A 25,280-nucleotide genomic window follows, 5' to 3' on the forward strand; every position below is an offset into this window, starting at 1 on the left:
GGCGACACAGCAGGTCTTCCTCCACCACGGGTGGAATCACCTCCCCCCGGGAGCTGCTGCTCCCGGAGGGCCATGACCGTTGTGTCCGCTGGATGCCGGCGTGGCGACTACGGGCTGAGGGTGAAGCTGCCCGCCCAGGCGCCGTAGGAGGACGTGGTGATGCCGTTGCGGGTGGTGCCCGTGTAGCTGGCCTGTCCCGGCTGGATGGTGACGAGCACCGCTCCGCCGGAGGCGGGAATCACACCGGCGTGCACCGCGGCCACGCAGGCATTCGAGTCATCGGTGTAGATGTCCGTCCCCCACACCGCGCCGCCGCCCACCGCCGGGCAGCCGCACCGGATCTGCGTCCCGTTCTGCCCCCGGTAGGACGTGAAGCTGTAGGTCGAGCAGCTGGCCGGAGGGGGCGTCTGACCGTTGATGGAGAAGCTGCCCCCCCAGGCGCCGTAGGAGTTCGTGGTGATGCCGTTGCGGGTGGTGCCCGTGTAGCTGCTCTGGCCCGGCTGGATGGTGACGACCACCGTTCCGCCGGAAGCGGGAATCGCGCCGGCATGCGCCGCGGCCGCGCAGACACTGGAGTCGTCGGTGTAGAGGTCCGTCCCCCACACCGTCCCCCCGCTCCCCGTCGCGCAGCTGCACCGGATCTGCGTCCCGTTCTGCCCCCGGTAGGACATGAAGTTGTAGCTGGAGCAGCTCGCGACCGCACTGCCGGGGTAGAGGTCATCCAGCGCGGTGGTGTCGGAGCTGGTCCACTCGCCCGTCTCCGTCGAACGGAAGCAGGAGTTCATGATCGACCCGCCCACGGTCGCCGTGGTCGGCGTCCCGGGGATGTGGATGGCGCCCACGCCAGCATCGCCCTCGTCGCCGCCGGCACCGCAGCTGATGCTGCGGTTGTAGTAGTCCGAGTGGCGGAAGCCGATCGTGTGGCCCAGCTCGTGGGTGATGACGTGCTCGTTCACGTCCACGCTGTAGCTGTTCAGGCCGGTACCGATGAAGAAGTTCCCGTAGGGCAGGCCGCCGGACGGAAAGCCCGCCTGGCCGCCGGTGCCGCCCGTGGTCTGCGCGGTGATGGTCGCCGTACAGTCAGCGGCCGGGCCGCGCGCGAAGGTGATCCGCAAGCCCCGCTCATTGTAGTTGGCGATGGCCAGGTCGAGCCCCTGGCTCAGGTTGGTGTAGCTGTCGAACGTGGAGGTGGGGTTGACGCAGATCTTCGTCACGCTCGAACCGACGAGGTTGGTCGTGCGGTACTGCTCGGCGCTCCCTTCGGGGGCCTGGAGCATCTCGCGGGACGCCTCGAGGGTCACGTGAGCGTCACGGCCCACGTACACGGCACCGTCCGCGACCAGGATGTCATTGGCCGGGAACCCGGCTTCGATCAGGTTGGAGACGATCTCCTGGCTCTCTGCCTCCGGATCGACACCACCACAGCCGACGAGGATGGCACCGACCAGCAATGACATTGAAAGCTTATGCATGGGGCTTCCTTTTCGAAGGACGACGGGGCGTGGACGCTGCTGTCTGGGATTCCAGCCGCGACCGCACGCACGTATAGATGAGCAGTCCTTGAAGCCATATCCGGATAAGCCTGGAAAATTTGATTAGCTGACATTCCGGGTGGTCGCCGGTACGAGAGGTCAGCGTCGGCGCAGGGGCTCCCGAGCGGCCAGCCATGGCGCGGGAATGGATGCGTGGCCCGCGCTCAGGGCGACGATTCCCCCCACCATGGCGCAGGTGGTGTCCCGGTCTCCGAAGCCGGCCACCGTGCACCAGAGGGCTTCCTCGAAGGAGCCGGGGTGCCTTGCCGCGCACCACACGGCGAAGGGCACGGTGTCCTCGGAGAGGACCTTCTGCCCGCTGCCCAGCGTGCGCGCCGCCGAGGAAGGGCTGGCCTCCAGCGACCAGGCCCGGGCCTTCTCCAAACCCTGACGTGTGGCGCCGGCGGGCGTGCAGTCCAGCACCGTGTCGAAGAGCTCCAGGGCGGAGCCCCGGGCTTCCGGCCACTGGCAGGCCCACGCGGCGGCGACCGCGATGGCGATGGCTCCCGCCTGTCCCTCCGGGTGCAGGTGCGTCACCTCCGCTGACGCGCGCGCCTCGGACACCACCCGGTTGAGGTCTCCCGCGAAGTACGCGCCCAGGGGCGCCACGCGCATGGCCGCTCCGTTGCCCATGGAGCCCTGGCCCTCGAAGACCTCCGCGGACACCTCACGCCAGGGCAGCCCGAGCCCCAGCTTCCACAGGATGTCGTGCGCGGTACCGCCATAGCCTCGGTTCTTGTCGCGGCGGTAGCGCTTCGCGAAGAGGCGTGCGAGCTCTTCCTGGTCGACGTGGCCGTGCTCTTCCAGCACCTGGACGACGGACAGCGCCATCTCCGTGTCGTCGGTGTACGCCCACGGTGAGTGGGGCACGACACGCTCCGCCACCCAGGGCTGCACGAGTTCGTGCGGGCCGAAGAAGCGCTCGCCAAAGGCATCACCGACGGAAACGCCGTCCAGCGAGGCGAGGGCGCGAGCCATCCGCGCCGAGGCATCCATCGGTTTCCGTGGGATATCGCTCACACCATGCCTCCAAGCATGCCGGCGACCCGGAAGCATCGCCCGGTCCGGACAGGTCCATCAGCGTACCCCGGGGCTGCCCCCGTCTTCGACATGGGCCAGGGCTCATCCTCTCTGCGTCGCCACCGCCAGGGCCGTGGGGATCTTCTCCCGCATCAACTCCACGAACTTGCGCAGCCTCGCCGGATGGAACCGCGCATGGGGATAGAGCAGGTACAGGGGCAGGGGCGCGGCCCGCCAGCCTGGCACCAGGTGCACGAGTCGGCCCTTCGCCAGGTCCTCCTGGAGCACCCAGGACGATGCCACGCAGACGCCGAGCCCCTTCACCGCCGCGCTGCGGATGGCGTAGAGGCTGTCGGTGCTCACGCGCGGCTGGAAGACGATGGGCTGGACCTCGCCGGTGGCCACGTGGGTCAGTGAGATTTCATTGCGGTAGAACGAGCGCAATGACAGCCACGGCAGCCGTGCGAGTTCGTCGGGATGGGTCGGCACGGGGATGCCCGCCAGCACCGACGGCGCGGCCACGACGATGCGCGGCACCTCCGCCACGCGGAGCGCCACCACGCTGGGGTCATGCACCTCTCCAAGGTGGATGGCGCAGTCGATGCCGTCCGCGACGAAATCCGCTGCCCGGTCGTGCAACAGCCATTCGACCGAGACCCGCGCGTGGCGCCCCAGGTACTCCGTCAGCGGCTCCACCAGCATCTGCTGCCCGAACGCATGGGGCACCACGACGCGCAGCGTGCCCTCCGGTTCGTCGCTCGCGCCCCGCAGGTCGGACTCGAGCAGGTCCCAGTTGGCCAGCAACTCCTTCGCCCGTCCGTAGCAGCGCGCTCCGTCCTCGGTGAGCTTCATCGCATGGGTGGAGCGCTGAAGCAGCCGCAGCCCCAGTGAACGCTCCAGCGCCTGGAGCCGGCGACTCACCGTCGGCTGCGTGGTGCCCAGCTGCGCGGCGGCGGAGGACAGGCTCCCCGCGTCGACGATGCGGATGAAGGTCTGCATCAGCTCCAGCCGGTCGGCGGTGGCTGGCGCGCCAGGTGGGGGAAGCCGCTTCCGGGAAACACGCGGCCGGGACGGCTTTGACGGGTTGGGCATGGGAGCGACTTCAGATTGATGGATACGTGGGACGTATAACCGCTGTGCGGAGCACGCTACTACCGACTCCTCCTCCTCTGGCGCACTCTTGCTTCGACTCGCAGCGCCAGGGAGAACCACATGTCCTTCATTCGTTCCGTACATGGAGCCGCCGGGAGCGGAACATCGCCTGCGGGGGGCACCGTCGCCATGGCCCGCGCGTCCCAGCCCGCGCCCGCCAGCCACGGCGGCAGTGAGCCCTTGTCGAGCGGCCTGCGCCTGTTGCTGGCCTCCGGAGCTGGACTGTCGGTGGCGTCGATCTATTACAGCCAGCCGATGCTCGGGGTGATGGGGGCCAGCATCGGCGCCTCCGACACCACGGTGGGCCTGGTCCCCACCCTCACGCAGTTGGGATACGCGCTGGGCATCCTGCTGCTGGCGCCCCTGGGTGACCGCTTCGACCGGCGCCGCATCATCCTGGTCAAGGCCGCGCTGCTGAGCGTGGCGCTGCTCCTGGGTGGCATCGCCCCGAACATCGGGCTGCTGCTGGCGATGAGCTTCGCCGTGGGCCTGACGGCGACCCTGGCGCAGGACATCGTGCCGGCCGCCGCGACCCTGGCCCCCGAACACGAGCGCGGCAAGGTGGTCGGCACGGTGATGACCGGCCTGCTGCTCGGCATCCTGTTGTCCCGTGTCATCAGCGGTGTGGTCGCCGAGCACTTCGGGTGGCGCGCCATGTACCTGGTCGCCGCCGCCAGCGTGGCCCTGGTTGGCGTGGCGGCCTGGCGCGGCCTGCCTCGCTTCCGTCCGACCAGCACGCTCTCGTACGGTGCCCTGCTGGGTTCGCTCGCCAGCCTCTGGAACAAGCACGGCGCCCTGCGCCGGGCGGCGCTGGCGCAGGGGTTGGTGTCGGTTGGCTTCAGCGCGTTCTGGTCCACGCTCGCCGTGATGCTGCACGGCGCGCCGTTCCACCTGGGGAGCGCGGCCGCCGGTGCCTTCGGTCTGGCGGGCGCGGCGGGGGCGCTGGGCGCGCCGATCGCGGGCCGCGTCGCGGATCGCTTCGGCCCCGAGGTGGTCACCCGCCTGGGCGCGGCGCTGGCCGCCCTCTCCTTCGCCGCGATGCTCGCGGTGCCGTGGCTCGAACCGAACCACCGGCTGTGGCTGATTGCCGCCAGCGCGATTGGCTTCGACCTGGGCGCACAGATCATGCTCGTGGCCCATCAGACGATTGTCTTCGGCATCGACCCCGCCGCGCGCAGCCGGCTCAACGCGGTGCTGTTCGTCTGCATGTTCATCGGCATGTCCGTCGGCGCGGTGAGTGGCAGCCTCGTGCTGGCGCGGTGGGGATGGATGGCGGTGACGCTGCTGGCCACCGCCTCCGCGCTGGCGGCCTTGGCCGTCCGCCTCTTTCCGGGAGCACGCACGGCCCGCTGATTCACTCCAGCGCGGGCCGCGCCTCGCCGCCGTGTTCGGCTGGCGTCAGGCTACTCCAGGCTCGGGACCTGGCTCATGCCGGCCATCATTCCCTGCAGCGGGTTGGCTTCCTTCGACATCGAGGTGGCGTCGAGCGACACCGGCGCCTTCTCCTCCGCACCCTGGAAGCTGTCGGAGAAGGGCGAGCCGCCCGAAGCGCCCTGGGCCCCCGTGGCGCCCTGCACGCCCGCGGCGACGGTCTGCAGCAGCTGGGTGATGCCGCTCAGCACCGAGAGCGCGCTCTCCAGCAGCTTGCCCAGCGACTCCGCCTTGCCCGCGCCACCGGCGTCGAAGCCATCCATCTTCAGGGCGTCCATCAAGGGAGAACCCTTGGCGCTCGCCTTCGTCCCGGAGGCGGAGGCATCCACGGCGCCCGGGAGGCTGGGAGCGCGGAGCGCGGGAGACTCCATGGCGGGCGAACGGCTGACCGAGGCGGGGCTGCTGCGAACGGAGGAGATGCTCATGGCGGAGCTCTTTCAGAAGGGGAGTGCTGCGTTCAGCGACGAGGACTCCCATAGCAGCGGGCGTGCCAGGGCCCCGGTCCCGGCAGGGCGCTCACAAGTCGTTGATCTTGTTTGGATGCGCGTGACTTCGCCTTCGCGCACGGGAGCCCGCCCTGGTGACTTCGGTCACATGCTGGTGTTTGCAGTCACCAGGACCGTGACACGATGCCAGGGCCTGCCTGGAAAGGTCGTGAGACATGTCGGCGCAGTATGACCAGATTGGAGAGAAGGTCGCGGACTGGGATGTCCTGCCGGTGCGCTCGGAGTACATCGAGGGCCATACCTTCTTCAAAGCGCTCGGCTCCGTGGAGGAGCGGAACGTCCTGGACCTGGCGTGTGGCGACGGGCTGTACACGCGGCAGCTCAAGGCGCGAGGCGCCAACCGGGTGGTTGGCGTGGACATCTCGGAGGAGATGATTGGCGGCGCCCGGCGATACGAAGAGGCCCAGAGGCTGGGCATCGAGTACCACGTGTCGGACGTGGCCGACATGGCCCCGCTGGGTGTCTTTGATTGCGTGACGGCCGTCTATCTCCTGCACTACGCAAACTCGCCCGAACACCTGCTGCGAATGTGCCGGAACATCCATGCGCACGTGAAGCCAGGGGGCCGCTTCGTCACCTATTCCTTCAACCCCGGGTTCAGCGCGAAGGGGCCCAACAGCACCCGCTATGGCATCACGATGTTGGACTTTCCGGAGTCCCCTCGGGAAGGGCAGGCGATCTCCGCGGAGCTGCACACGAAGACTCCCTTCACCATCCACTTCTCCTACTGGAGCCGGGCCACCTACGAGCAGGCGCTGCGCGAAGCGGGATTCCGCCAGCTCACGTGGATGTCTCCCGAGTGCTCTCCCGAGGGCATCGCCCGGTACGGCCGGGCGTTCTGGCAGGACTACCTGGACAACCCTCACGCGGTCGCGCTGCGCTGCGAGCGGTGATCAAGCCCCCTCCGTCTCAAGGCGAGGTGTGGCCCTGGAGGCCAGGGGCGCTTGTGAGCGGTGTGAGGTAGCGCGGTTCGACGGGGGGCACGTCCCCCGCGCCCTGCATCTTCTTGCCCGCGAACCACATCACCGCGCCCAGGAGGGTGAACATCATGTGCAGCACGCCGAGCGGCTTGAGCACCATCTGTCCCGCGCGCGTCTGCCCTGCCTGGACCCGGTCGATCTCCGGCTGGCGCTCGTCCTGGATCCGCTGGAAGACCGCCGCATCCAGCGGGCGCTCCGCCTGGAGGGCCTCCAGCAGGTGGTTGGCGGCCACGAACGTGTCGCGGAGGGCCAGGTTCAATCCCTGTCCGCCCGACGGTGACATGGTGTGCGCCGCATCCCCGAGGAAGAGGACGCCCGGTGCGTGCCATTGGCGCACGCGGTCGACGAGGATCTTCAACACCTGCCACTCGGTGTTTTCGTCGAGCTTGCGCTCCACGTGGGGCCGGAGCGCCTCCGGCAGCGTGGGCAGCAGCCGCCGTCGCAGCTCCGGGAGGTCCTTGCGCAGCCGGTTGAGGTCGCCCGGCTCGCTGTAGGCGAGGTGCAGCCGGTGGCCCGTGGAGCGCTGGAAGACGACGACGAGCCCCTTGCCGAACATGTGAACCTGGAGCGACTCGGGCAGCGCGTCCGGTGCGTCGGAGAGGTCGAAGCGCAGCCAGAGCGCGTCGGCGGTCGTCGCGAACTGTTCGGTCTCCAGGCCGCAGGACTTGCGCAGGTGGCTGTTGCGCCCGTTGCAGACGATGAAGAGGTCCCCGTCCACGCGGTCCTCCACGCCGTCATGGCGGGTCTTCATCGCGACGACGCGCCCGTCTTCCTGGAGGGCGTCGAGCACGGTGGTGCCGAAGTCGAGGCGGTAGTGGGGATGGCGCATGCACAGCCCGTGCAGCAGCGCGAGCATCCCCGGCTGCGACACCACGGCCCCGCGCTCCTGGGGGCCTGGCACGCGGACCGTGCGGCGCTTGCCCACGTACATGCGGCGCTCGATGTCTGGCAATGCCAGCCCCCGTTCGAGCAGCGCGGAGAAGAGCCCCGCGCGTTCGAGCGCTTCGACGACCGGCGCCTGCAGGAGTTCGCCTCGGAACTCGCGATTGAAGTCCGGGTGGCGCTCCAGGACGCGGACCGGAACGCCGTTCGTCACGAGCTGGTAGGCGAGGAGCATTCCGGCGGGTCCACCACCGACGATGACGATGCGAGGAGGCTTCATGGCGGACCTTCTACCGGACTCCCGCCGGTTCCGGTGCCACCCTGTTCAAGGCCTTCGCCTGCCTCCTGTTCGACCACCGTGTTTCACGCGCGTCAGCGTGACCAGGGCGGAAGGACGTCCTGCGCCGGACGGCCTTCCTGGCGCGCCAGGTGGTACTCCAGCTCCCGGTGGATGCCCGGCGAGCAGAAGCCTTGCAGTGCCGCGTCGAGCAAGGCGGAGCGGTCCTCGGCCGTTCCCAGCCGGGAGAGGGCCCAGGCTGCTTCGTCCGCGCCGGAGGCGTGATTCCTGGGCGAAGACGTTGCCGCCCCGGCGAGCACCTGCTCCAGCACGGGCCGGCTGGCCTCCGCGTCCACCTGGCCGAGCCAGCGCACCGCCTCCGCGCGCAGCCCCCGCTCTGGTGGTTCCAGGGCCGCCTGTCTCAACATCGGGAGCCATTCACGCTGGCCCTCCCGGATAAGGCATGCGGCCGCGCGGAGGCGCATGCGCTCGTCGCTCGAATGCACCAGCGAAGTGAGCCGGTCGCGCCAGCCAGCGCCCGACTCGCCCAGCGCGAACAACCCCTCCAGCGCGAAGACCTGGGTCTCGGCGTCCTCGCCTTGCAGCGCGGCCAGGAACAAGGGCCGGTCTCCGGGCGCGGGCTGCCGGGCCGCACCCTGGAGAACGAAACGGACGAGGGCCGCGTTGTCGGGATACCGCATCGCTGCGAGCGCCCATCGGACCGCCATGGCGCGGTCGTGGTCGAGGAGGTGGTTGAGCAGCGAGTGCCGCACTCCGTCCGCGATGTCGAAGTCGCAGAGGAGCGAACGGAGGAGCGGGCGAGCCTCGCGCCACTCCACCAGCAGCTCCAGGGCCCGGAAGCTCCCAGGCGGACTCGGCTGGATGCCATGGGCCACCTTCTGGGCCACGCTCTCAGCGCGCACGATGCGATGGATGAGGCGCAGCAGCGCTTCCTGTCCGAAGGATGCAAGCAGGTCCGGCAGTGGCAGCAGCAACAGCGCGTCGACCGACTGTTGGAGCCGGGGCTCCGCACGGGAGAGCTGGCCCAGCACCTCCGCGGCCATGTCGCGCCCCCATGCATCAAGGAGCATCCTGGCTTCCGGGCGCTCACGGTGCGCCACCGCCACCTGGAGATTCGCCCGTGGGTCCCAGTCATCTCCCTCCGCGAGCGGATGGCGGTCGTGCAGGAACCAGCGCGAATAGAGCCACTCGACGAGCCGTGGGGACAAGCGGGTGTGTTCCGTGGACGCGAGCACGTGCGCGCGCATCTGGGGCGAGTGCTTCAGCAGTGCGGCCTCGGCGGCCTCCCACGCGTCCTCCGTTCGCGCCAACGTGAGAACCTCTTCGGTGGACGGGGAACAGCAGGGGCACATGAGCGGAGAGACGTCGATGATCCGGGTGATGTCCGGACCGGAGAGCGGTGCGCCTTGCTTCACCAACGCATGGAGCGCCCTCTCACGAGTGGAGAACCCCTCCCGTTCATCGAAGAACCGTTCGAGCAGGAGGGTCGTCAGCTCCGGCCCTCCGAAAACACCGAGCAGGCGGACGACGCGATCTCGAAGGGCGACGCTCTCCAGCGGAACCGTTTCGAGGAGGGACAGCAGTTGCGCGCGGATGTTCTCGCGCGACGACCACACCAGACTGGGGACTGAGGACAATCCAGACGCCGAGTTGGGACCGGCTGGCGAGACCGGCTGCGTGGATGCAGGGACTTCCACGAAGGTAGCTGCCCCGTGGCCCTGCCGCAAGCCGGCCGCGCCAGCTTGCGCGGCGCGGGGTGCCTCAGCTCATGCGACGACGACCTCGACGCTCGCCGCTACGGAGTCGTGAGGACATCGATGAAGTAGTAGTCCGCTGCGTAGGGCACCCGCTGGCGGCTGCCCACGTCCGGGGCGCCGGCGCAGCCCGTCGTTGGCGCGATTCCTCCTACGGTGTTGAGCCGGAGCACGTAGCCCTTCTGGATTCCGTCGGACGTGGTCCGCGAGAACACCTCGGACGGGAGTCCCCGGTCGATGCGCGCGACGTTGGCGAGCCGCAGCAAGGGGACGTTGGCAGGCCCGTTCGCGACCGTGGCCTCGACACTGCCGATGAAGAGGGTCTGGCCGGAGGTGGTCGAGCCCTGGTCAAGCACTGGCGCCGACACGCGCCAGGCCGGGCCCACAGGCGGCGCGCCGGTGGGCGGCCCGTAATCAATGCCAGCCGGGTAGCGGAAATGGTCGAGGACCAGCAGCTCCAGCGCCGGGATGGGCTGGGGGGTGATGGGTTGGAGACCTGCTTCAGGTTGGAGGAAGGTCCAGGCGAAGCTGGTCCCGTTCTGGCGGCACTCGTAGACCTGGGCCGCTGGCGCCGCCCGCGTGGAGTCCGGGAGAACGGCCACGTCACTGGTTCCAAAGGGCGGTGGGTCCGCGGGCGTGGAGCCCGTCTGGTAGGCGGCCACGATGTGGGCGGAGGGCCGCGATTCGGAGGGGCGGCTGATCAGCTCGCGGAGGTTGTACTCCACGCCTCCCAGGGTCACCCGCAGGACGTCGTCCGGCACATTGGCCGGCAGGCTGGTGGGGGCGTTCTGGGCAATCTGCTTCACGGCTTCAGTGGCGGCCTCGAACTCATCGTCACCGTCATCATCGTCATCGTCGCACCCTGCGAAGGCCACGGCGGCGAGCGCGAGTGTGGCGATGACACGGACGGGGCTCGTTCGAGCAGGCTTCAAGGTGGGCCTCCCTCGGAAACGAGCAACGGTGAAGGAAGCCTTTCGTGCCGGCAACCCGTCCAGGTGGAGGAACGCGTGTCTTCCTCACGACGCTCTGGGGACGGACCGACCGCCAGTCATCGAGCGTTCGCGCGTCGCCAGCGGAGCGAGAGCCCGGCATGGCCGGTCACCTGACGGCGGCCTTCTCTCAGGTCGAGTGGAAGCTCAAGGCCGGCCTCGGCTCGAATCTCAAGGGACTTCCCCAGACGGTACGCAACGCCCAGCGAACCGCCCGGTAAGGCAAGCAGGTGCGAGCCGTTGAACCTGCCTTGAAAGACGGTCAGCGGTCCCGCGAAGGCCCCCATCAGCGAAGCGCCCCCGGTGAGCGTCCACGCGGGACTGAGCCGATAGTCAACCAGCGCCTGCCCCCCGAGGCGAAGGTTGACGGGCTCCGTGGAGTTGTTCGTGACGGGCACGTACCAGACACCCGCGCTCGGGGCGAGCGACAGCGTCCAGGGTGACCGTTCGACAAGCCGATGCCGGGTCCCAAGCTCCAGGCCCAGCAAGGTGAGGCGACCGCCCCAATCCCAGTTCTCACCAGCGCCCTTGCGGAAGGTGAGCTCGGGATTGGGCAGATACGCCCGCTCCCGGCCGTGCTCGAAGGCGAGCGCGTTCAGGGAAACGCCGACCTCGGTCGTCCCGACGGGGGTCGTCGCCGCGCCGAGGTTCCTCGCTCCGCTCAGACAGCCAGGAGCCAAGAGGAGAAGTCCACCCAACCACAATGACCGCATGGCCTTCCGCAGCGTCATGGCGGCCACGCGAAGCGCACCCAGACCGGATGGTGATCACTTCCAGCGGGACGCCTGTCCACGCCGCGCTCCACCGCAGAGAGCCCCTGGGTGAAGACGGAGTCGAGCGGCAATCCGCCAATCACGGAGTCCACGGTGTCACCCACGCCTTCCGACGCCCATTGGAATCCCCGCCCCGAGAACAGCTTCACGGTCTGGTTGAGGCTCCCCGGGTCGGAGGTGTTGAAGTCGCCAGCGATGATCTGCAACGGCCCCGCTCCGTCGAGCGCGTTGATGATCGTCTCCGCCTGGTCAAGCCGCCCGCCGAGCCCGACGATGGGGGTCGCGTTGTGCACGGAGACCACCTGGATGGGCGTCCCCCGGATGTCCACCGTCGCGGCGACGGCGATGCGGTGCTGCTTGCGGTACGGGTCGTCGTGAGGAAGAGGGATCTTCCAATCCGCGGTGATAGGCCACCGGCTCAAAACCGCGTTCCCGAAGTCACCGCCATCCACCTGCACGGAGGCAGGATAGTAGACGTAGGTCAGTCCCAGCTCCGTGGCGATCCGTTCCACGGCGGGCGCGTCCATCTCCTGCATCACGATGATGTCCGCATCCGCGAGCGGAGGTCTCGTGAGGGCTGTTATCGCCTCGGTGACCTGCTCAGCGAAGGCGAGGTTGAACGTCACCACGGTGACCGAGGAGGGATCCTCCGAGGAGACGGCCCCCGGAGTCCGATGGTCTCCGCTGTACCTCGGTCCGCTCGCGTCGGTGTAGTTCTCCGCGAGCGGGCAACCGGTCAGGAGCGCGAGCAGGAGGGCTGCCCACGGCAGCGCGACGAGCGGGCCCTTGCGTCGGGAGCGACGTTTCCACGCATGCGAGCTGTCAGCCGCCTTCTGTGGCTCAGGGCTTCTGCACGGATTGGTCTGCGAAGACTGACTCATCGCTCACAGAACGGTGAGAAAGCCCCAAGATTCCTGGAGGAGGGGCCGCCTGGAGCGTGTGCCTCCAGGCGGCTGAACGGTGCGGGTCAGCGCCAGAGGCAGCGCGTGTCCAGGTGGTAGAAGTCCGAAGGCGTGAACGGATCCCACGTCTGCCGCACGAAGTAGAGGTGGCGCAGGTCGCGGCTCAGTGTGGGGTGGAACTCATCCTTCTCCGTGTTCACCGAGGGCCCGAGGTTCACGGCCCGCGTCCACGTCCCCGCGATGTTGAAGCTCACGTAGAGGTCTCCCAATCCATACCCGCCGGGCCGGTTCAGCGAGGCGAAGACGAGGACCTGACCATCCGGCGACACCCACGGGTTGTATTCCCACGAGTCAGCGCTGTTCACCGCAGGCCCCAGGTTCTCGGGCGCGGCGTAGCGGTTGCCCTGGCGCCGGGCGCGATACATGTCGAAGTCCGTGTCGAACGTGCCGCTCGCGAAGTAGAGCGTCCCGTCGCGGGTCACGCTCACGTAGAGCTCCTGCTTCGGCGTGTTCACGAGCGGGCCCAGGTGCTCGGGCGCCCCCCAGCCATCCCTCACGCGGTGCACGACCCAGAGGTCGGTGTCCTCGCGCTCGGCGCCGCCATTCACGGGGCGGGTGGAGGAGAAGAACAGGGACTGCCCATCCGGTGAGATGAACGGATCCGAGTCCTTGTACGTGCCGGAGAACGACACCACCTCACCGGGACCGAAGCGGCCGTTGCGCAGGTGCGTGACGTAGATGGCCTGGAACGGCGGCGTGTCCGAGTCGACGTGGTAGTACGCCGTCCTCCCATCCGCGGAGAGCGCGAGCCGGTACTCGGAGCGCTCTTCCAGGGAGATCTCATCGGGCGCGAAGAGGCTGCCCCCCGGCTCGCACTCCTGGGCCCCGGCGGAGCCCGACACCGTCACCAGGGAGACGGCGAGGAGGAGGTTCATCGACCACTGCTTGGCGAAACGATGCATGTGCATCTCCTTTGTTGAAAGCACCGTCGCCCGGCGGCGGCGATGGGGTCCAAGGAGATGTGACGAACCGTGGAGGGTCTGGGACGAACGGTGGAAGCGCCTACGTGGGCAGCCCGAGCGCACGTTGCACCTGCGCGCGATAGCTGCGGCCCGAGGTCAGCCGGGTGCCGCCCCGCAGGATGAATGCGTACTCACCGGGCGGAAGCGGCTCCACTTCCTCGATGCGGTCCAGCCGCACGATGAAGGAGCGGTGCGCGCGCAGGAACTGCTTCGGGTCGAGCTTCTCCTCCAGCGCGGACATCGTCTCGCGCGTGAGGTGTGACTGCTTGCCCACGTGCACGGAGACGTAGTTCCCCTCCGCCGTCAGGTAGTCGATGTCCTCCACCTGGAGGAAGCGCATGCGCCAGCCCACCTTGGCCACGAGCCGCGTCACATACGGCGTGGGGGACTGGCGCAGCGACAGGGACTCCAGCCGCGCGAGCAGCTCCGCGTCCAGGGTGGACGGCACGGCCCGATGACGGTCGCGCGCACGCGCGAGGCTCGTGCGGAAGCGTTCTCGGTCGAACGGCTTGAGCAGGTAGTCGAGCGCGTTGGCCTCGAACGCCTGCACCGCGAAGTCGCGGTGGGCCGTCACGAAGATGACCGCGGGCGTGTGCTCGGCGGGGAGCGCCCGGAGGACGCCGAAGCCGTCCGGCCCGGGCATCTGCACGTCCAGCAGCACGAGGTCCGGACGCTCGGCGCCAATGGCCGTGATGGCTTCGTGGCCATTGCGGCACTCCCCGATGAGGGCCATGTCTGGGGCTTCGGCCAGCAGGTCCTTCAGGCGCTGACGGGCGAGCGGCTCGTCGTCGACGATGAGCACGCGCATGGGGGCGCTCACAGGGAGGGCTCCGTGCGGAAGGGGATGGCCAGCGCCACCGTGGTGCCGCCGCCCACGGCGTCCCGGAGCTCCAGCCGGTGGGCACCGCCATGGAGTTGCAGGAGCCGCTCCCGGGTGATGCGCAGCCCCCGGCCGCCTCCCGTGCCCCGGGAGACATCCGCCGGATGCTCCTTGAGGCCGATGCCGTCGTCGCGGACCTCCAGGTGCAGCTCGGTGCCCTCACGCCGCGCGACCAGCGTCACCGTCCCGGGCTCGGTGCCCGGTGCGATGCCATGCTGGATGGCGTTCTCCACCAGGGGCTGGAGCACCAGGTGGGGGACGCGGGCCGTGAGGGCCTCCTGCGCGATGTCCTGCTTCACCGTGAGCCGGTCGGCGAAGCGCACCCCCTGGATGTCCAGGTAGGGCTGCAGCGAGCGCAGCTCCTCCTGAAGAGACACCTCCTCCGTGCCCGCGGCGTCGAGCGTGCTCCGGAGCAGGTCGCTCAGTTGCGCGATCATCCGCTCGCTCCCGTGGGGGTCGCGATGCACGAGGGCGGCGATGGAGTTCAGCGTGTTGAAGAGGAAGTGGGGGTGGAGCTGCGCCTTGAGCGCGTGCAGTTGTGCCCGGGCAAGCTGGGTGTCCCGGAGCTGAAGCTGATCCGCGTAGTAGACGGCGTGCGCCACGCCGAGCACGGTCAGGTAGATGAACGGGTTGGTGAACAGCGCGTGCGTGAGCACTTCCGGGAAGGGGGGACGCTGCGCGTACCAGCCGACCCAGGGGTCCAGGGAGAAGATGATCGCCGCGCGGATGGACGCGACGACAAGCACGCCGGCCACGTGGAGCGCGACCCGCGAGGGCCAGCGCCGCCGCTCGATGGGGAAGCGCAGTCCGAGCTGGAGGATGGCGATGGTGAGCGGGACCCAGAGCAGGTGGGCCGTCATCGACGTGAGCAGCGCGTGCCCCCAGCCCACGCCACCCACGGAGTGTGCTTCGCTCGCGGAGACCAGGCCCGCGAAGGTCCAGTAGGCGAGCGCGGCCGCCCACCCCTGCCAGAATCTGCGACGTCCCATGGGCTGGCACTATGCAGGACGCCGCGCCGGACGACGAGGGGCGGGGGCCACAGCCCCTCGCCGCCGTGTTGAAGGGGCTCAGTCCGGCCAGTTGCCTTCGATGGGATGCGGGCCGTCGGTGAAGGCACGCACCAGGTGGGTGCCGCCGACGAAGGCGCCCGCCCACGAGCCGCCCTTGCCGCCGAAGGACTCCTCGCGGTCGCCTCGCGAGCGCAGCGCGTTGATGCCGACCTTGAAGGCGTGGAGTCTCGCGGCGATGCGCTGGGCGAGCTCCGGGTCGTCCGTCGCCACCGAGGCCACGAGCGCGCCGTTGGAGACATTGGCCTCCCGCACCAGCTCCTCCTCGGAGTCCACCGACACCAGGACGTCGACGGGGCCGAAGGGCTCGCGCAGGTACAGCTCACTGTCCTGCGGGACGCCGAAGAGCAGGGTGGGCGGCAGATACGCGCCCCGCTCCTGCCGCGCGGTGAAGGCGTCCTCCGCGAGCGCCCCCTGATACAGCACCGCCGTGCCCTGTTCCCGCGCTTCGGCGATGAGTGCGCGCAGCTCCTCGGCCTTGCTGGAGGCGATGAGCGGCCCGTAGTCCACGTGCGCGCCCAGGACCGGATTGCCGACGCGCAACGTCGAGACGGTGTCCACATACATCCGGACGAACCTGGGAACGAGCGACTTCTCGACGACCCAGCGGGTGTAGGCGGTGCAGCGCTGCTTGCCGAAGTCGAAACCCGCCCGAAGCTGCTGGCTGAGCGTGTCCCAGTCCGTGAAGTGTGTGATTGCGTAGGCGTTCACACCCTCCATCTCCAGCGCGTAGCGCTTGTCCGTTTCGCGCAGGCGGCGGTGGACCTCGGCCCCATTGGCGCGACCGCCGATGAAGGCGACACCCGCGATGCGAGGGTGGCCGACGAGCGCCTCGGAGAGGTCCCTGCCGCGCCCGCCGACGAGCGAGACGGGAAGGCCCGCGCGGCGCAGCAGGGCGAAGGCGAGGGTGAGTGAGACACCGCCGCCCTGGGTCGGAATCTTCGCGATGACCGAGTTGCCCGCGAGCGACTGCACGAGCACGTTGAGCAGCAGCACGGAGAAGGGGTAGTTCCAGGAGGCGATGTTCGACACCAGGCCGAGCGGCTTCCGGCCGTCGAGCATCGGGCCCACCTGCTCCAGGTACCATGCGATGCCCGCGATACACCGGTCCACGTCGTTGGAGGCCGTGGGCAGCGTCTTTCCGATGTCCCACGCCAGGATGCGGATGAGCAGGTCGCGGTGCATTTGAAGCTGCACCACCGCCTCCGCGACAGCCAATGCGCGGTCCTCGAGCGGACGGGCGGCCCAGGGCGTGGACTCCGCCGCTGCCTGCTCGACGCCGGTGGCGACCTGGGCGGCGCCAAGCAGCGGCAGCTCGGCGATGACGCTGCCGTCGATGGGTGAGACGGCATTGAACCAGGCGGGCGGACGGGCCCACCTTCCAGCGATGGGTGACAGCAGCCGCCCCTGGTCGTCGAAGGCTTCCGGGACAGCCCTCCGGGCTTCGGCCAGCAGGCGGCGGCTTTCAAGGTGATGAAGGGGCTCGCCAATGATTTCAGTGTCCAGCACGGGTGCTCCTCCTCGCGTGTCGGATTCGCTCCGAATCCGTTGGAAACCCAGCTCATGACAAGCTGCGGCATGAACTGAATATCGTCACGCGCGTTCCACCTGTGTGGGCAGGCAGGCAAGGCCCCGGCAGCCGAACGCCCCCGCCGGCCCGAGCTCAACAGTCGAGCGGATAGAGCTTGATGTCCTTGTTGGGTGCGATGACCCGAAGGGTGTTGGTGCACTTCGGAGGGGCCCTCCGCGAGTGCGGTTCCCAGGGTGAGCTGCGTCACTCCCCCCAGGGAGACCTTGTCTCCTGTTCGACGGCTCTCCAGTTCGGCGAGGAGGTCCGCCTCCCACGCCCGCTGTTGAGACTCCGGCAGCTCGCCCACGAGCTTCACCACGGGCCCGCCCAACCGCCGGATCCAGGTCACGAGGTCGCTCGCATCGCGGGACTCCACGACGGGGACCTCCATCTCCTCGGAAGCCTCGCGAGGGCTGTCTCCAAACCCGTGGGGTCCGCGTGGCGGAACACCCCAGGCTCATCCCTCTAGCTGCCGTAGAGGCTGAGCTGCTGGCGGATCCATGGGATGTAATTGGAGACCCGGGCGTAGACACCTGGCAGGCCCGGCCTCGCACAGCCAACGCCAAAGCTCGTGACTCCCTGGAGCGTGTAGCCGCGAGCCCCCTTGATGACCAGCGGCCCTCCACTGTCGCCCTGGCACGAGTCCTTGCCCCCTTGGGCGTACCCGGCCCCAAGCATGGCCTGTGAGTCGATATGGATACCTTGTGACGAGTACATCCTCGCCAGTTGCTGAGCGTTCACCGTGGGGACTCCCACCTGCATCAAGAGGTCGGACGTATCGTAGCCTCCCTCACGGGTCAGGCCCCACCCCGCGCTCGTTGCCATCGTGTTGTCCGCGACCTGCTCTCCCGCGGCCGGGAGACATACAGGTCCTATCGCGAGTCCAGATGCGAGTTCAGAGGTCAGATTGGGGCGCATCTGGGGGGATTGGCCGCATCCGCCCGCCAGGGATGAATTGAACTTGATGGGGCTTGCGAGCTGGAGGACGGCGATGTCGTTCATCGTCGTGTCCGAGTTGTAGTTCGGATGAGAGACCACGCGCTTGACGCGGACGCTGACCTGCCCGGCCACGGGCCGCGTCAGTTGATGCGCCCCCGCGACCACCGTGTCGGGAGGGCCATCCGCGACACAATGGGCCGCCGTGAGAACGATATTGCTCTCCTCCCTGGCGCCAATCCTGACGAGGGAGCCACCACAGAAATGGCTTCCATTGTTTTGCAGGCTGACAATCCACGGGTGGCTGCCTGGACGCGCCTCGACGCCTCCCACGATCTCCTGGCCGACGCTGCCCATCGCATCGACGCTGTCCAGCTCCGCACCACCACAGCCCAGCAGACCCACCGCGACGACAACTCCACGCCCCAAGCGCATCGACGTCTCCTGTCTCAAGTGGATCCGCCTATGGCAAACCGCATGCCACGTGGGTGCGAGGCACCTTCGAGGGAAGCCGTGCGACGTTCCGTGGAGGAGCGGGCGGGTTGACACGTCAAGACACGTCAACCGGCTCTCGGAACACGTCAGGAAGCGGTAGAGGCTGAGCGCTCCCTGACCCCGCGCTCACTTCCCGGTGGGCACGCCGAGCTTCTCGAGGACCTTCACGGCATTGGCATTTCCCGCATCCAGTGCGAGCGACTTCTTGTAGCTCGCGATGGCCTCTTCCTTCCGGCCCTGCTGGAGCTGTGCCTCGCCCAGGCTGTCGTAGGCATTCGCATCCGTCGGGAAGAGCTTCACGTTCGTTTCGAACACCCGCACCGCGTCCGAGCCCTTGCCGTCCCCCAGCAACCGGTAGCCGAGCTGGTTCAGGTGCCCCGACTCCAGGCCCTTCATGCCCGCAGCGTGCTTCGCGGTGTACCAGGCGAGCGCGGCGTCGACGCCCTTGAGCCGCATGAGCACATCCACCTGGGTGGACGGCGACTCCGGCTCGGGCTTGAACGCGGTCCAGCCATACTCGGACGCCACGCTGGCGATGAGGCGGTCGAAGAGCAGGAAGCCGTTGTCGGAGTTGGCCATGACGACCACGCCGCTGCCCGTGTCGCTGAAGGACGTCAGCGCCGCCTGGAACCCTTCGTCCGAGCCTCCGTGACGGAACTCGTTGGTGCCGGGGCCGACCTGGAAGCCCAGCCCGAACGTCTCCGACTGCTTCGTCAGCATCTGCTGCGTCATCGCCTGGGACAGCACGCGCGTGGACTTCCCCGCCTTCGCCTTGGACACCTCCAGGGCGACCCGCGCCAGGTCGGACGGCGTGGTCCACAGTCCGGCCGCGGCCATCTCCGGGTACACGTGCCAGCGGCCCGCGACGCTCTTGCCGCCGGAGTACGTCCCGGTGGCCGTCCTGGCGGCACGGTCCGGAGGCAGGGGCTGCTCGTAGGAGCTCTGGGTCATGCCGAGCGGCTTCAGCACCGCCTCGCTCATGATTTGTGGGAACGGCTTCTGGAGCTGATCCACCATCATCAACTGGACGATGGACGTGCCGCCGCCGCTGTAGCGCGTCTTCGTGCCGGGAACGAGGTCGACGCGCACCGGGGAGGTGTTCGCGGGCTTCACGCCCTCCAGCACCTGCACCAGCGTGGGCACGGGGGCGCCGACGGCGTACCCGGGGAAGCCATGCACCGTCGTCCCCGCGCTGTGGCTGAGCAGCCGGCGCAGGGTGACCTTCTGCTCCTTCGTGAAGTCGTTCTCGGGGAGCTTCCACGAGCGCAGCCGGTCGTTGATGTTCTCGTCGAGCGACCACTTGCCCGCCTCGACGAAGTGCAGCGCCGCCATGGCCGTCACCGGCTTGCTGATGGAGCCCGCCTGGAACAGCGTCTCCAGGGTGACGGGCTCCGAGCCGCCGGCTTCCTTCACGCCATAGCTCCTGGCCCAGACGATGGCGTGCTTGTCGAAGACGGCGATGCTCAACCCGGGGATCCGGTACAGCGCCATCCACTGCGGGAGCGTCAGGCTCTGGGGTTTCTCACCTTCGATGACGATGGGTGCCAACCCCGCTTCCACCCGCGCCGCGCGGGCCGTCTGGGCAGCGCTGGCCATCCATTGCGTGGCGGGCTTCTTCGTCCCCTCCGCCGCGAGGGCAGCACCCCCCGAGCCGAACAGGACGGCCACGAGGGCGAGGCGGGACAGGGGACGACGCATGGTTTCACCGGAGGAAGGGAGGGGGACTGACGGTATACGGCCTCCACGCCCTGCCGATTGCCGGTCTGGACCCTTTTTCCGCGGCCCGGTCCCGGGCCGCGCCCGCGCTACTTCTTGCCCCGACCCTTCAGCACCTTCTGGCCCAGGGTGAAGAGCAGCACCAGCACGGCGCCGGCTCCCAGTCCCACCGCGGCATTGAGCAGCATGGGGGCGAGCCCGCCCAGGATGCTGCCCACGCCCGGCACGCCCTTGGCCCAGGCGGTGAGGGACTCCTCCGCGTGGTGCAGGCCGGAGATGCCGTGCACGAGGATGCCGCCGCCCACCAGGAACATGGCCGCCGTCCCCGCCACGGAGAGGAACTTCATCAGCAGGGGCGCCGCGCGGAGGATGCCCGCGCCCAGGCCACGCTGGAAGCCGCCGGACTGGCGGCTGAGATACAACCCCGCGTCGTCCAGCTTCACGATGCCCGCCACGAGCCCGTACACGCCCACGGTCATGATGAGGGCGATGCCCACCATCACCGAGACGCGGGTGGCGAAGTCCACCGTCGCCACGGTGCCCAGCGTGATGGCGATGATCTCCGCGGAGAGGATGAAGTCGGTGCGCACCGCGCCCTTGATCTTGTCCTTCTCCAGCGCCACCAGGTCCACGCTCGGATTCGCCAGCGCCTCGCGCAGCTCGGTGCGGTGCGCGCTGTCCTCTTCCTCGCTGTGCAGGAACTTGTGCGCGATCTTCTCGAAGCCCTCGAAGCAGAGGAAGGCGCCGCCCACCATCAGCAGCGGGGTCACCAGCCAGGGCGCCAGCGCGCTGATGGCCAGCGCCGCCGGCACCAGGATGGCCTTGTTGACCAGCGAACCCTTCGCCACCGCCCACACCACCGGCAGCTCGCGGTCCGCCTTCACGCCCGTCACCTGCTGCGCGTTGAGCGCCAGGTCGTCACCGAGCACGCCCGCCGTCTTCTTCGCCGCCACCTTCGTCAGGATGGAGACGTCGTCCAGGATGGTGGCGATGTCGTCGAGGAGCGCAATCAGGCTGCTGCCTGCCATGGAAGTCGTCCGGGCTGGAGGTGAGGGTCATCGCCTTGCGGCCAGAGCGGATTACCACAGCGGGGAACCCATGGGCACGGCTTCGCCTGCTCCCCCAGGCTCCCCGTCCGTCCCCAACAGGCCCCCTTCGTCCCTGGTGGTTACGGCTTCGGAGCGATGGAGACCTTCACGCCCTCACTCCACGTCTTGTGCTCGTCCGCGTAGTACAGGTACGCGCGGCTGGCCGGGCCCGTGTACGTGCCGGGCACCGCGGCCACCAGGGACAGCGGCACGTCGATGCGCTTGTTCGGCTCCATGCCGCGCCAGTAGAGGACGACGTCGCGCCCGAGCACCTCGTAAGCATCCACCACCTGCCGCTTCACCAGCTCCTTGAGCTGGTCGTGCCGCACCTCCAGCCCGCCCGGCACGCCGAAGATGGCGACCGCCGTGGGCAGCCGCTGGCCCGTGCGGTTGGCGATCCGCACCCGCGCTTCGGTGGGTTCGCCCTCGGTGAGGTCCGTCTTCGCCAGCGCGACCTCCAGCGCCACCTGCGTCTCCTTGGAGCTGTCCGGCATGAGCGCGCTGTAGGTGACCTCCACCGAGTATGGCAGCTCCGCGCCGCCCTCCATCCGCAGCTCCACGCGGCGCTCGCCCGCTCCGAGCAGCGCGCTCACGTCGGGCAGCTTGAGGGCCTCCTGGGTGGAGCCGTCGAAGCGCACCGGCTCGCCCACCGGGCGGCCCTCCACGTAGACGCGCACCAGGCCCGGGGTGAGCTTCGACGCTCTCGCCTTGTCGTAGGCGATGATGGCGCGCAGCGCGAGCACCGTGCTCTGCGTCGCCCCGTAGCGGCCACCGTCGCTGGACTCCGCGAGGAACTTCATCGCCCGCTCCACGTTCCCCACGTGGGAGGGCTCGCGCATCCACGCCAGCGCCGCCAGCGCGGTGGTTTCGATGTTCAGCGTCTCCCCCGAGCTGCCCACGATGGACTGCGTCGAGCCGCCCACCACGCCGTCCTTGGCCTGCAGGGACGCGAGCCGGCCCATCAGCGCCCGGGCCTCGGAGGTGTCACCGGCGAGCGCCATCACATTGGCCGCCAGCGCCACCACGTAGCTGTTGGTGCTCTTCGCCGCCGCGGCCTTCACCGAGGCGACCTCGCTGGACAACTGCTTCGCCTGCGAGGCCGGCTGTCCCGCGCTCTCCAGCAGCGTCCAGAGGATGTATGCGTTCGACGTGTCCGCGTCCTCCACCCACACGTGCAGCGCGCGGCGCTTGCGATTGAAGCCGCCCTGTCCGTCCCGCTGCTGGAGGAGCCACTCGCGCGTGCGCTCCAGCATCGCGGTGTCCACCTCGCGCACCTGGCGCATGTCCGTGAAGTGCAGCAGGCCGAACGCGGTCAGCGCCTCATGGCCCGGGTTCTGCCCGAACCACTCGTAGCCCTTCTCGGACGTCTCGTAGCCCACCAGCCGCTGGTAGCCCCGCTCCAGCTTCTCCTTCGCGCTCGCCACCAGCTCGGGGTTCACGCCGGTGTGCGTCTGGAAGTACTGCTGCGCCATCGTCATCGGGTACGTCGTGGAGCTGGTCTGCTCGAAGCAGCCGGAGGGCTCCTGGATGAGGCGGGCCAGCGACTCGGTCATGTTGGCCAACGGGCCCGGGTACACGGCGATGGACGTCCGCACGCTGCCGGGCACCACGCTTTCGGGGAGCACCACCCGGTGCGACGCCGGCCCCTTCGCCGACAGCAGCCCGCCGAAGGACACGCGGCCCGGGAAGCCCCGGGGCTTGATGGACAGCGTGCGGGTGACGACGTCCGTGTATTCACCAGCGCTCGCCGTGAGCTTCACGTCCACCGGCTTCGCCTCCTGGCCAATCTCCAGCGAGAACAACTGCCGGGCCCGCGCCTGTGAGGCCAGGTCCTGCGTGCCGCTGCCCGTCACCTTCACGTCCCCCTTCAGCTCCACCTTCACCCCCGCGCCCGAAAGCCGCGCCTCCGTCCCGTTCACCATCGCCACCGGCAGCCGCACCACGTCTCCCGACGTCACCTCCAGGGGCAGCTTGGGCTCCGCGTAGAACGGCTGCACCGACTCCAGCTCCGCCACCGCCGAGCCGAGCGCGCCGTCCGCGCCCACCGCTCCCGCGAACGCCTTGAACGTCGTGACCGAGTCGCTCATCGCGAAGGACACCCGCACCTCGCCGGTGCGGGCATCCGTGCGCACCCCGGCGTTCCAGTAGAGCGTCTCCGCGAAGTCGACCCGGTCTCCCGCCTTGCGGTTCGGGCGCACCGTGTGCGCGAACTCGCGGAAGTAGACCGCCTGTCCCCTGAGGACACGCCGCTCAACGAAGTTCATGTCCCGCTTCGCGCGCCGGGCCTTGTCCATCATCGGCGCCTCCTCCTCCACCTCGACCAAGCGGTCCTGGGCCGCGACCACCTGGGCCGCGACCACCGGGGCCATGGGCTCCTGAGGAGGTGGCGCCGGAGCCGGGAGCACCGGGGCCGGGGCGGCCTGTGCCACGCTGGGGATCGCACCTCCCAGGGCCGCCCCCTCGCCAGCGAGCTCGTCGTCCGCGAGCAGCTCTTCCCGCGCCATCCCGGGCTGCGCGAGCCCGTTCTTCATGGCAGGGATGTTGGCGCCTCGACCGCCCCCGCGGGTGGACGGCCGGGGCCTCTGGACGGGCTCCTGCGGCCAGCGCACCGCGAGCACGCGCATCGCCGCGTCACCATGCCGGGCGAGGAAGCCCTGCGTGTCGGTCAGCGCGAAGCGCCGCCAGCCCTGCGTCCCCAGCAGCAGGTCCACCGCCAGCTTCGACTTCGGATTCTTCGCGTCGAGGTAGAGCTGCGCATCGGCCAGCTCCTTCACCTCGGGCTCCAGCAGCACCATGACCGGGAGCTGCGGCGCCTGGTCGCGCTTCTCCTGGAGCTCCAGCACCGCGTCATCCGTGACGGTGAGCATCACCAGCGCGGAGACAGGCTTGCCGTCGCGCGTCGTCCGGGCCGTGAGCTGCACCGGGCCGCCGGGCACGTAGCGCGTGCGGTCCGCCTTCAGCTCCACATTTACCTCTTTGGAGGGCTGGCGGAACACCAGCCGTTCCGCGACGGGCCGCCCGTCGTGGTCCCACACGGTGGCGACGAGCACGCCATCCGCCTCGCCTGGATCCAGCGTCACCGGCCCGCCCTTCGAGTCCCCAAGCACCACCGAGGCGACGCGCACCTCGCGCTGGCTCAGCGTCACCGTCGCGCGGCCCACGCCGGTCAGTCCCACGGCGAGCTGCACCAGCTTGCCGGCGGGCACCACGTCCTCGCGCACGCGGATGACGGCGCCCCTCGGCTTCACCTCCGGCAGCGGGAAGGTCTTCTGGATGCCCGACGGCGCGTCGATGCGCAGCGCATACCGCACCCCCTCCTGCGGGGTCAGCTCGAAGCGGCCACGGCCCTCGTGCTCCGAGCGCACGCGGGCGACCACCTTGCCGGAGCCCAGCTCCACCACCCGGCCCATCAGGTCCGCCGGCTTGCGCGCGGGCGTGCGCGCCTCGAAGTAGACGCGCGAGGTGAGCCCCGCCACCAGCTCGCCTCCCTCCGGGTACAGCGACAGGTCCAGCGTCTGGAGGAGGATGGGAATGGTCTTCGCCGCCGACTCCACCACGCCGCCGTCCTCGATGGTGAAGGCCAGCGTGCCCTCGCCGCGCTCCATCGCCGCGGGCAGCGGGAAGCGCACCGTGCAGCGCCCCTTGCCGTCCACCGTGCACGGCACCTGCGCCGCGGTGGCGCCGTCAACGAGCGCGGTGGCCATCACCTTCGCGCCCTCGGGCACGCCGCCCTCCGCGCGCTTCACGTCCAGCGTGGCGGTGACGGTGTCACCCGGCCCGTAGCCGTCCCGGAGGAACTCAATCTGTGACTTGAGCCGGGGCGCCCGGTAGGCGCGCACGTCGAACTTCCGTTCCGCGGGGGCGGCGCCCGTCCACGGGTAGGTGACGCGCAGGGTGTACTCGCCGCCGGCCTGTCCGGCGGGAATGGGCCAGGCGTAGCCCCAGACGGCGTCCGCCGTGGACAGGGTGGTGGTGGTGACGACATCCCCCCGGGGGCCCCGCACCTCCAACTGCGCCTGGAGCGAGCCCGCGTACGGCTTGCGGCTCAGGGCCTCCAGCATCAGGCCCCGCGCCAGCACCTGCTCCCCGGGGCGGTAGAGCGGCTTGTCGGTGGTGACGTGGGTCACGTACCGGTCCGCGCCGCCCAGGGAGCGCGTGGTGGCCCGGGCCGCGAGGACGCGGGGCGACAGCAGCACGAGGGGGGTGGCGAACCCCAGGGTCAGGAGCACGTGCAGGGCACGCGGGACGTGGAAGGTCATGGCCCCATTCAACGCGCGGGCGGGCCAG

19 protein-coding genes are annotated in these 25,280 nt (G+C 69.4%); 2 read left to right on the forward strand and 17 right to left on the reverse strand.

The features are described from left to right. Positions 1-107 precede the first annotated feature (107 nt). The 3 genes from D7Y13_RS48575 to D7Y13_RS01660 all read right to left on the reverse strand — a co-directional run bounded on the left by D7Y13_RS48575 (position 108) and on the right by D7Y13_RS01660 (position 3,644). Positions 108-1,472, reverse strand: coding sequence for a M57 family metalloprotease (locus D7Y13_RS48575; protein ID WP_120581987.1), 1,365 nt, complete (start codon positions 1,470-1,472; stop codon positions 108-110). 159 nt (positions 1,473-1,631) lie between these two features. Beyond that, positions 1,632-2,510, reverse strand: a complete 879-nt coding sequence (locus tag D7Y13_RS01655; RefSeq protein ID WP_199732647.1) for an ADP-ribosylglycohydrolase family protein — start codon at positions 2,508-2,510, stop codon at positions 1,632-1,634. 144 nt (positions 2,511-2,654) lie between these two features. Beyond that, on the reverse strand, positions 2,655-3,644 hold the full coding sequence (locus D7Y13_RS01660; protein ID WP_120531518.1) for a LysR family transcriptional regulator: 990 nt from the start codon (positions 3,642-3,644) through the stop codon (positions 2,655-2,657). 189 nt (positions 3,645-3,833) lie between these two features. Here D7Y13_RS01660 and D7Y13_RS01665 point away from each other — a divergent pair, with 189 nt between their 5' ends. Then, a complete protein-coding gene (locus tag D7Y13_RS01665) occupies positions 3,834-5,057 on the forward strand; it encodes an MFS transporter (RefSeq protein ID WP_279637058.1) in 1,224 nt (407 codons plus the stop codon). Between the two features lie 50 nt (positions 5,058-5,107). Here D7Y13_RS01665 and D7Y13_RS01670 read toward each other — a convergent pair whose 3' ends face one another. Further along, positions 5,108-5,560, reverse strand: coding sequence for a hypothetical protein (locus tag D7Y13_RS01670; RefSeq protein ID WP_120531520.1), 453 nt, complete (start codon positions 5,558-5,560; stop codon positions 5,108-5,110). Positions 5,561-5,796: 236 nt separating this feature from the next. On the opposite strand from D7Y13_RS01670, the gene D7Y13_RS01675 reads away from it, so the two are divergent. Then, the gene (locus D7Y13_RS01675) at positions 5,797-6,534 is read left to right on the forward strand and encodes a class I SAM-dependent methyltransferase (RefSeq protein ID WP_120531521.1); all 738 of its coding nucleotides are present in this window, start codon (positions 5,797-5,799) and stop codon (positions 6,532-6,534) included. 16 nt (positions 6,535-6,550) lie between these two features. On the opposite strand, the gene D7Y13_RS01680 is transcribed toward D7Y13_RS01675, so the two are convergent. The 13 genes from D7Y13_RS01680 to D7Y13_RS01745 all read right to left on the reverse strand — a co-directional run bounded on the left by D7Y13_RS01680 (position 6,551) and on the right by D7Y13_RS01745 (position 25,252). Then, positions 6,551-7,783 (reverse strand): FAD-dependent monooxygenase, encoded by a 1,233-nt coding sequence (locus D7Y13_RS01680; protein ID WP_120531522.1) that lies wholly within the window; start codon positions 7,781-7,783, stop codon positions 6,551-6,553. Positions 7,784-7,875: 92 nt separating this feature from the next. Further along, positions 7,876-9,438: a HEAT repeat domain-containing protein gene (locus D7Y13_RS01685; protein WP_147444137.1), complete on the reverse strand. Its 1,563-nt coding sequence runs from the start codon at positions 9,436-9,438 to the stop codon at positions 7,876-7,878. A 158-nt stretch (positions 9,439-9,596) separates the two neighbouring features. Next, entirely contained in the window at positions 9,597-10,487 is an 891-nt protein-coding gene (locus tag D7Y13_RS01690; protein WP_158620242.1) for a DUF3455 domain-containing protein, read from the reverse strand. Positions 10,488-10,603: 116 nt separating this feature from the next. Beyond that, positions 10,604-11,275, reverse strand: a complete 672-nt coding sequence (locus D7Y13_RS01695; protein ID WP_120531552.1) for a hypothetical protein — start codon at positions 11,273-11,275, stop codon at positions 10,604-10,606. Beyond that, positions 11,272-11,946 carry an endonuclease/exonuclease/phosphatase family protein gene (locus tag D7Y13_RS01700; protein WP_233595242.1) on the reverse strand — a complete coding sequence of 225 codons (675 nt, stop codon included), beginning with the start codon at positions 11,944-11,946 and terminating at the stop codon, positions 11,272-11,274. The genes D7Y13_RS01695 and D7Y13_RS01700 overlap by 4 nt, the downstream gene beginning before the upstream one ends. 338 nt (positions 11,947-12,284) lie before the next feature. After that, a complete protein-coding gene (locus tag D7Y13_RS01705; protein WP_120581983.1) occupies positions 12,285-13,181 on the reverse strand; it encodes a TolB family protein in 897 nt (298 codons plus the stop codon). A 100-nt stretch (positions 13,182-13,281) separates the two neighbouring features. Continuing rightward, a complete protein-coding gene (locus D7Y13_RS01710; RefSeq protein WP_120581982.1) occupies positions 13,282-14,061 on the reverse strand; it encodes a LytR/AlgR family response regulator transcription factor in 780 nt (259 codons plus the stop codon). Next, positions 14,058-15,110, reverse strand: a complete 1,053-nt coding sequence (locus D7Y13_RS01715; protein WP_120581981.1) for a sensor histidine kinase — start codon at positions 15,108-15,110, stop codon at positions 14,058-14,060. Before D7Y13_RS01715 ends, D7Y13_RS01710 begins: the two co-directional genes overlap by 4 nt. Positions 15,111-15,188: 78 nt before the next feature. Beyond that, the gene (locus D7Y13_RS01720; protein ID WP_120581980.1) at positions 15,189-16,697 is read right to left on the reverse strand and encodes an aldehyde dehydrogenase family protein; all 1,509 of its coding nucleotides are present in this window, start codon (positions 16,695-16,697) and stop codon (positions 15,189-15,191) included. Between the two features lie 526 nt (positions 16,698-17,223). Next, positions 17,224-18,099 (reverse strand): serine protease, encoded by an 876-nt coding sequence (locus D7Y13_RS01730; RefSeq protein WP_233595241.1) that lies wholly within the window; start codon positions 18,097-18,099, stop codon positions 17,224-17,226. 216 nt (positions 18,100-18,315) lie between these two features. Further along, positions 18,316-19,887 (reverse strand): serine hydrolase domain-containing protein, encoded by a 1,572-nt coding sequence (locus tag D7Y13_RS01735; RefSeq protein WP_120581978.1) that lies wholly within the window; start codon positions 19,885-19,887, stop codon positions 18,316-18,318. 107 nt (positions 19,888-19,994) lie between these two features. Beyond that, complete coding sequence (locus tag D7Y13_RS01740) at positions 19,995-20,933, reverse strand: DUF808 domain-containing protein (protein ID WP_120581977.1); 939 nt, start codon at positions 20,931-20,933, stop codon at positions 19,995-19,997. Positions 20,934-21,073: 140 nt separating this feature from the next. Further along, a complete protein-coding gene (locus D7Y13_RS01745; protein WP_120581976.1) occupies positions 21,074-25,252 on the reverse strand; it encodes an MG2 domain-containing protein in 4,179 nt (1,392 codons plus the stop codon). Positions 25,253-25,280: the final 28 nt, after the last annotated feature.

Source organism: Corallococcus praedator (assembly GCF_003612125.1).
GTDB classification, from domain to species: domain Bacteria; phylum Myxococcota; class Myxococcia; order Myxococcales; family Myxococcaceae; genus Corallococcus; species Corallococcus praedator.

Coding starts and splice junctions, on each gene's coding strand:
- D7Y13_RS48575 (WP_120581987.1), bottom strand. CDS start 1,472: ATGCATAAGCTTTCAATGTCATTGCTGGTCGGTGCCATCCTCGTCGGC.
- D7Y13_RS01655 (WP_199732647.1), bottom strand. CDS start 2,510: ATGGCTCGCGCCCTCGCCTCGCTGGACGGCGTTTCCGTCGGTGATGCC.
- D7Y13_RS01660 (WP_120531518.1), bottom strand. CDS start 3,644: ATGCCCAACCCGTCAAAGCCGTCCCGGCCGCGTGTTTCCCGGAAGCGG.
- D7Y13_RS01665 (WP_279637058.1), top strand. CDS start 3,834: ATGGCCCGCGCGTCCCAGCCCGCGCCCGCCAGCCACGGCGGCAGTGAG.
- D7Y13_RS01670 (WP_120531520.1), bottom strand. CDS start 5,560: ATGAGCATCTCCTCCGTTCGCAGCAGCCCCGCCTCGGTCAGCCGTTCG.
- D7Y13_RS01675 (WP_120531521.1), top strand. CDS start 5,797: ATGTCGGCGCAGTATGACCAGATTGGAGAGAAGGTCGCGGACTGGGAT.
- D7Y13_RS01680 (WP_120531522.1), bottom strand. CDS start 7,783: ATGAAGCCTCCTCGCATCGTCATCGTCGGTGGTGGACCCGCCGGAATG.
- D7Y13_RS01695 (WP_120531552.1), bottom strand. CDS start 11,275: ATGACGCTGCGGAAGGCCATGCGGTCATTGTGGTTGGGTGGACTTCTC.
- D7Y13_RS01705 (WP_120581983.1), bottom strand. CDS start 13,181: ATGCATCGTTTCGCCAAGCAGTGGTCGATGAACCTCCTCCTCGCCGTC.
- D7Y13_RS01715 (WP_120581981.1), bottom strand. CDS start 15,110: ATGGGACGTCGCAGATTCTGGCAGGGGTGGGCGGCCGCGCTCGCCTAC.
- D7Y13_RS01735 (WP_120581978.1), bottom strand. CDS start 19,887: ATGCGTCGTCCCCTGTCCCGCCTCGCCCTCGTGGCCGTCCTGTTCGGC.
- D7Y13_RS01740 (WP_120581977.1), bottom strand. CDS start 20,933: ATGGCAGGCAGCAGCCTGATTGCGCTCCTCGACGACATCGCCACCATC.
- D7Y13_RS01745 (WP_120581976.1), bottom strand. CDS start 25,252: ATGACCTTCCACGTCCCGCGTGCCCTGCACGTGCTCCTGACCCTGGGG.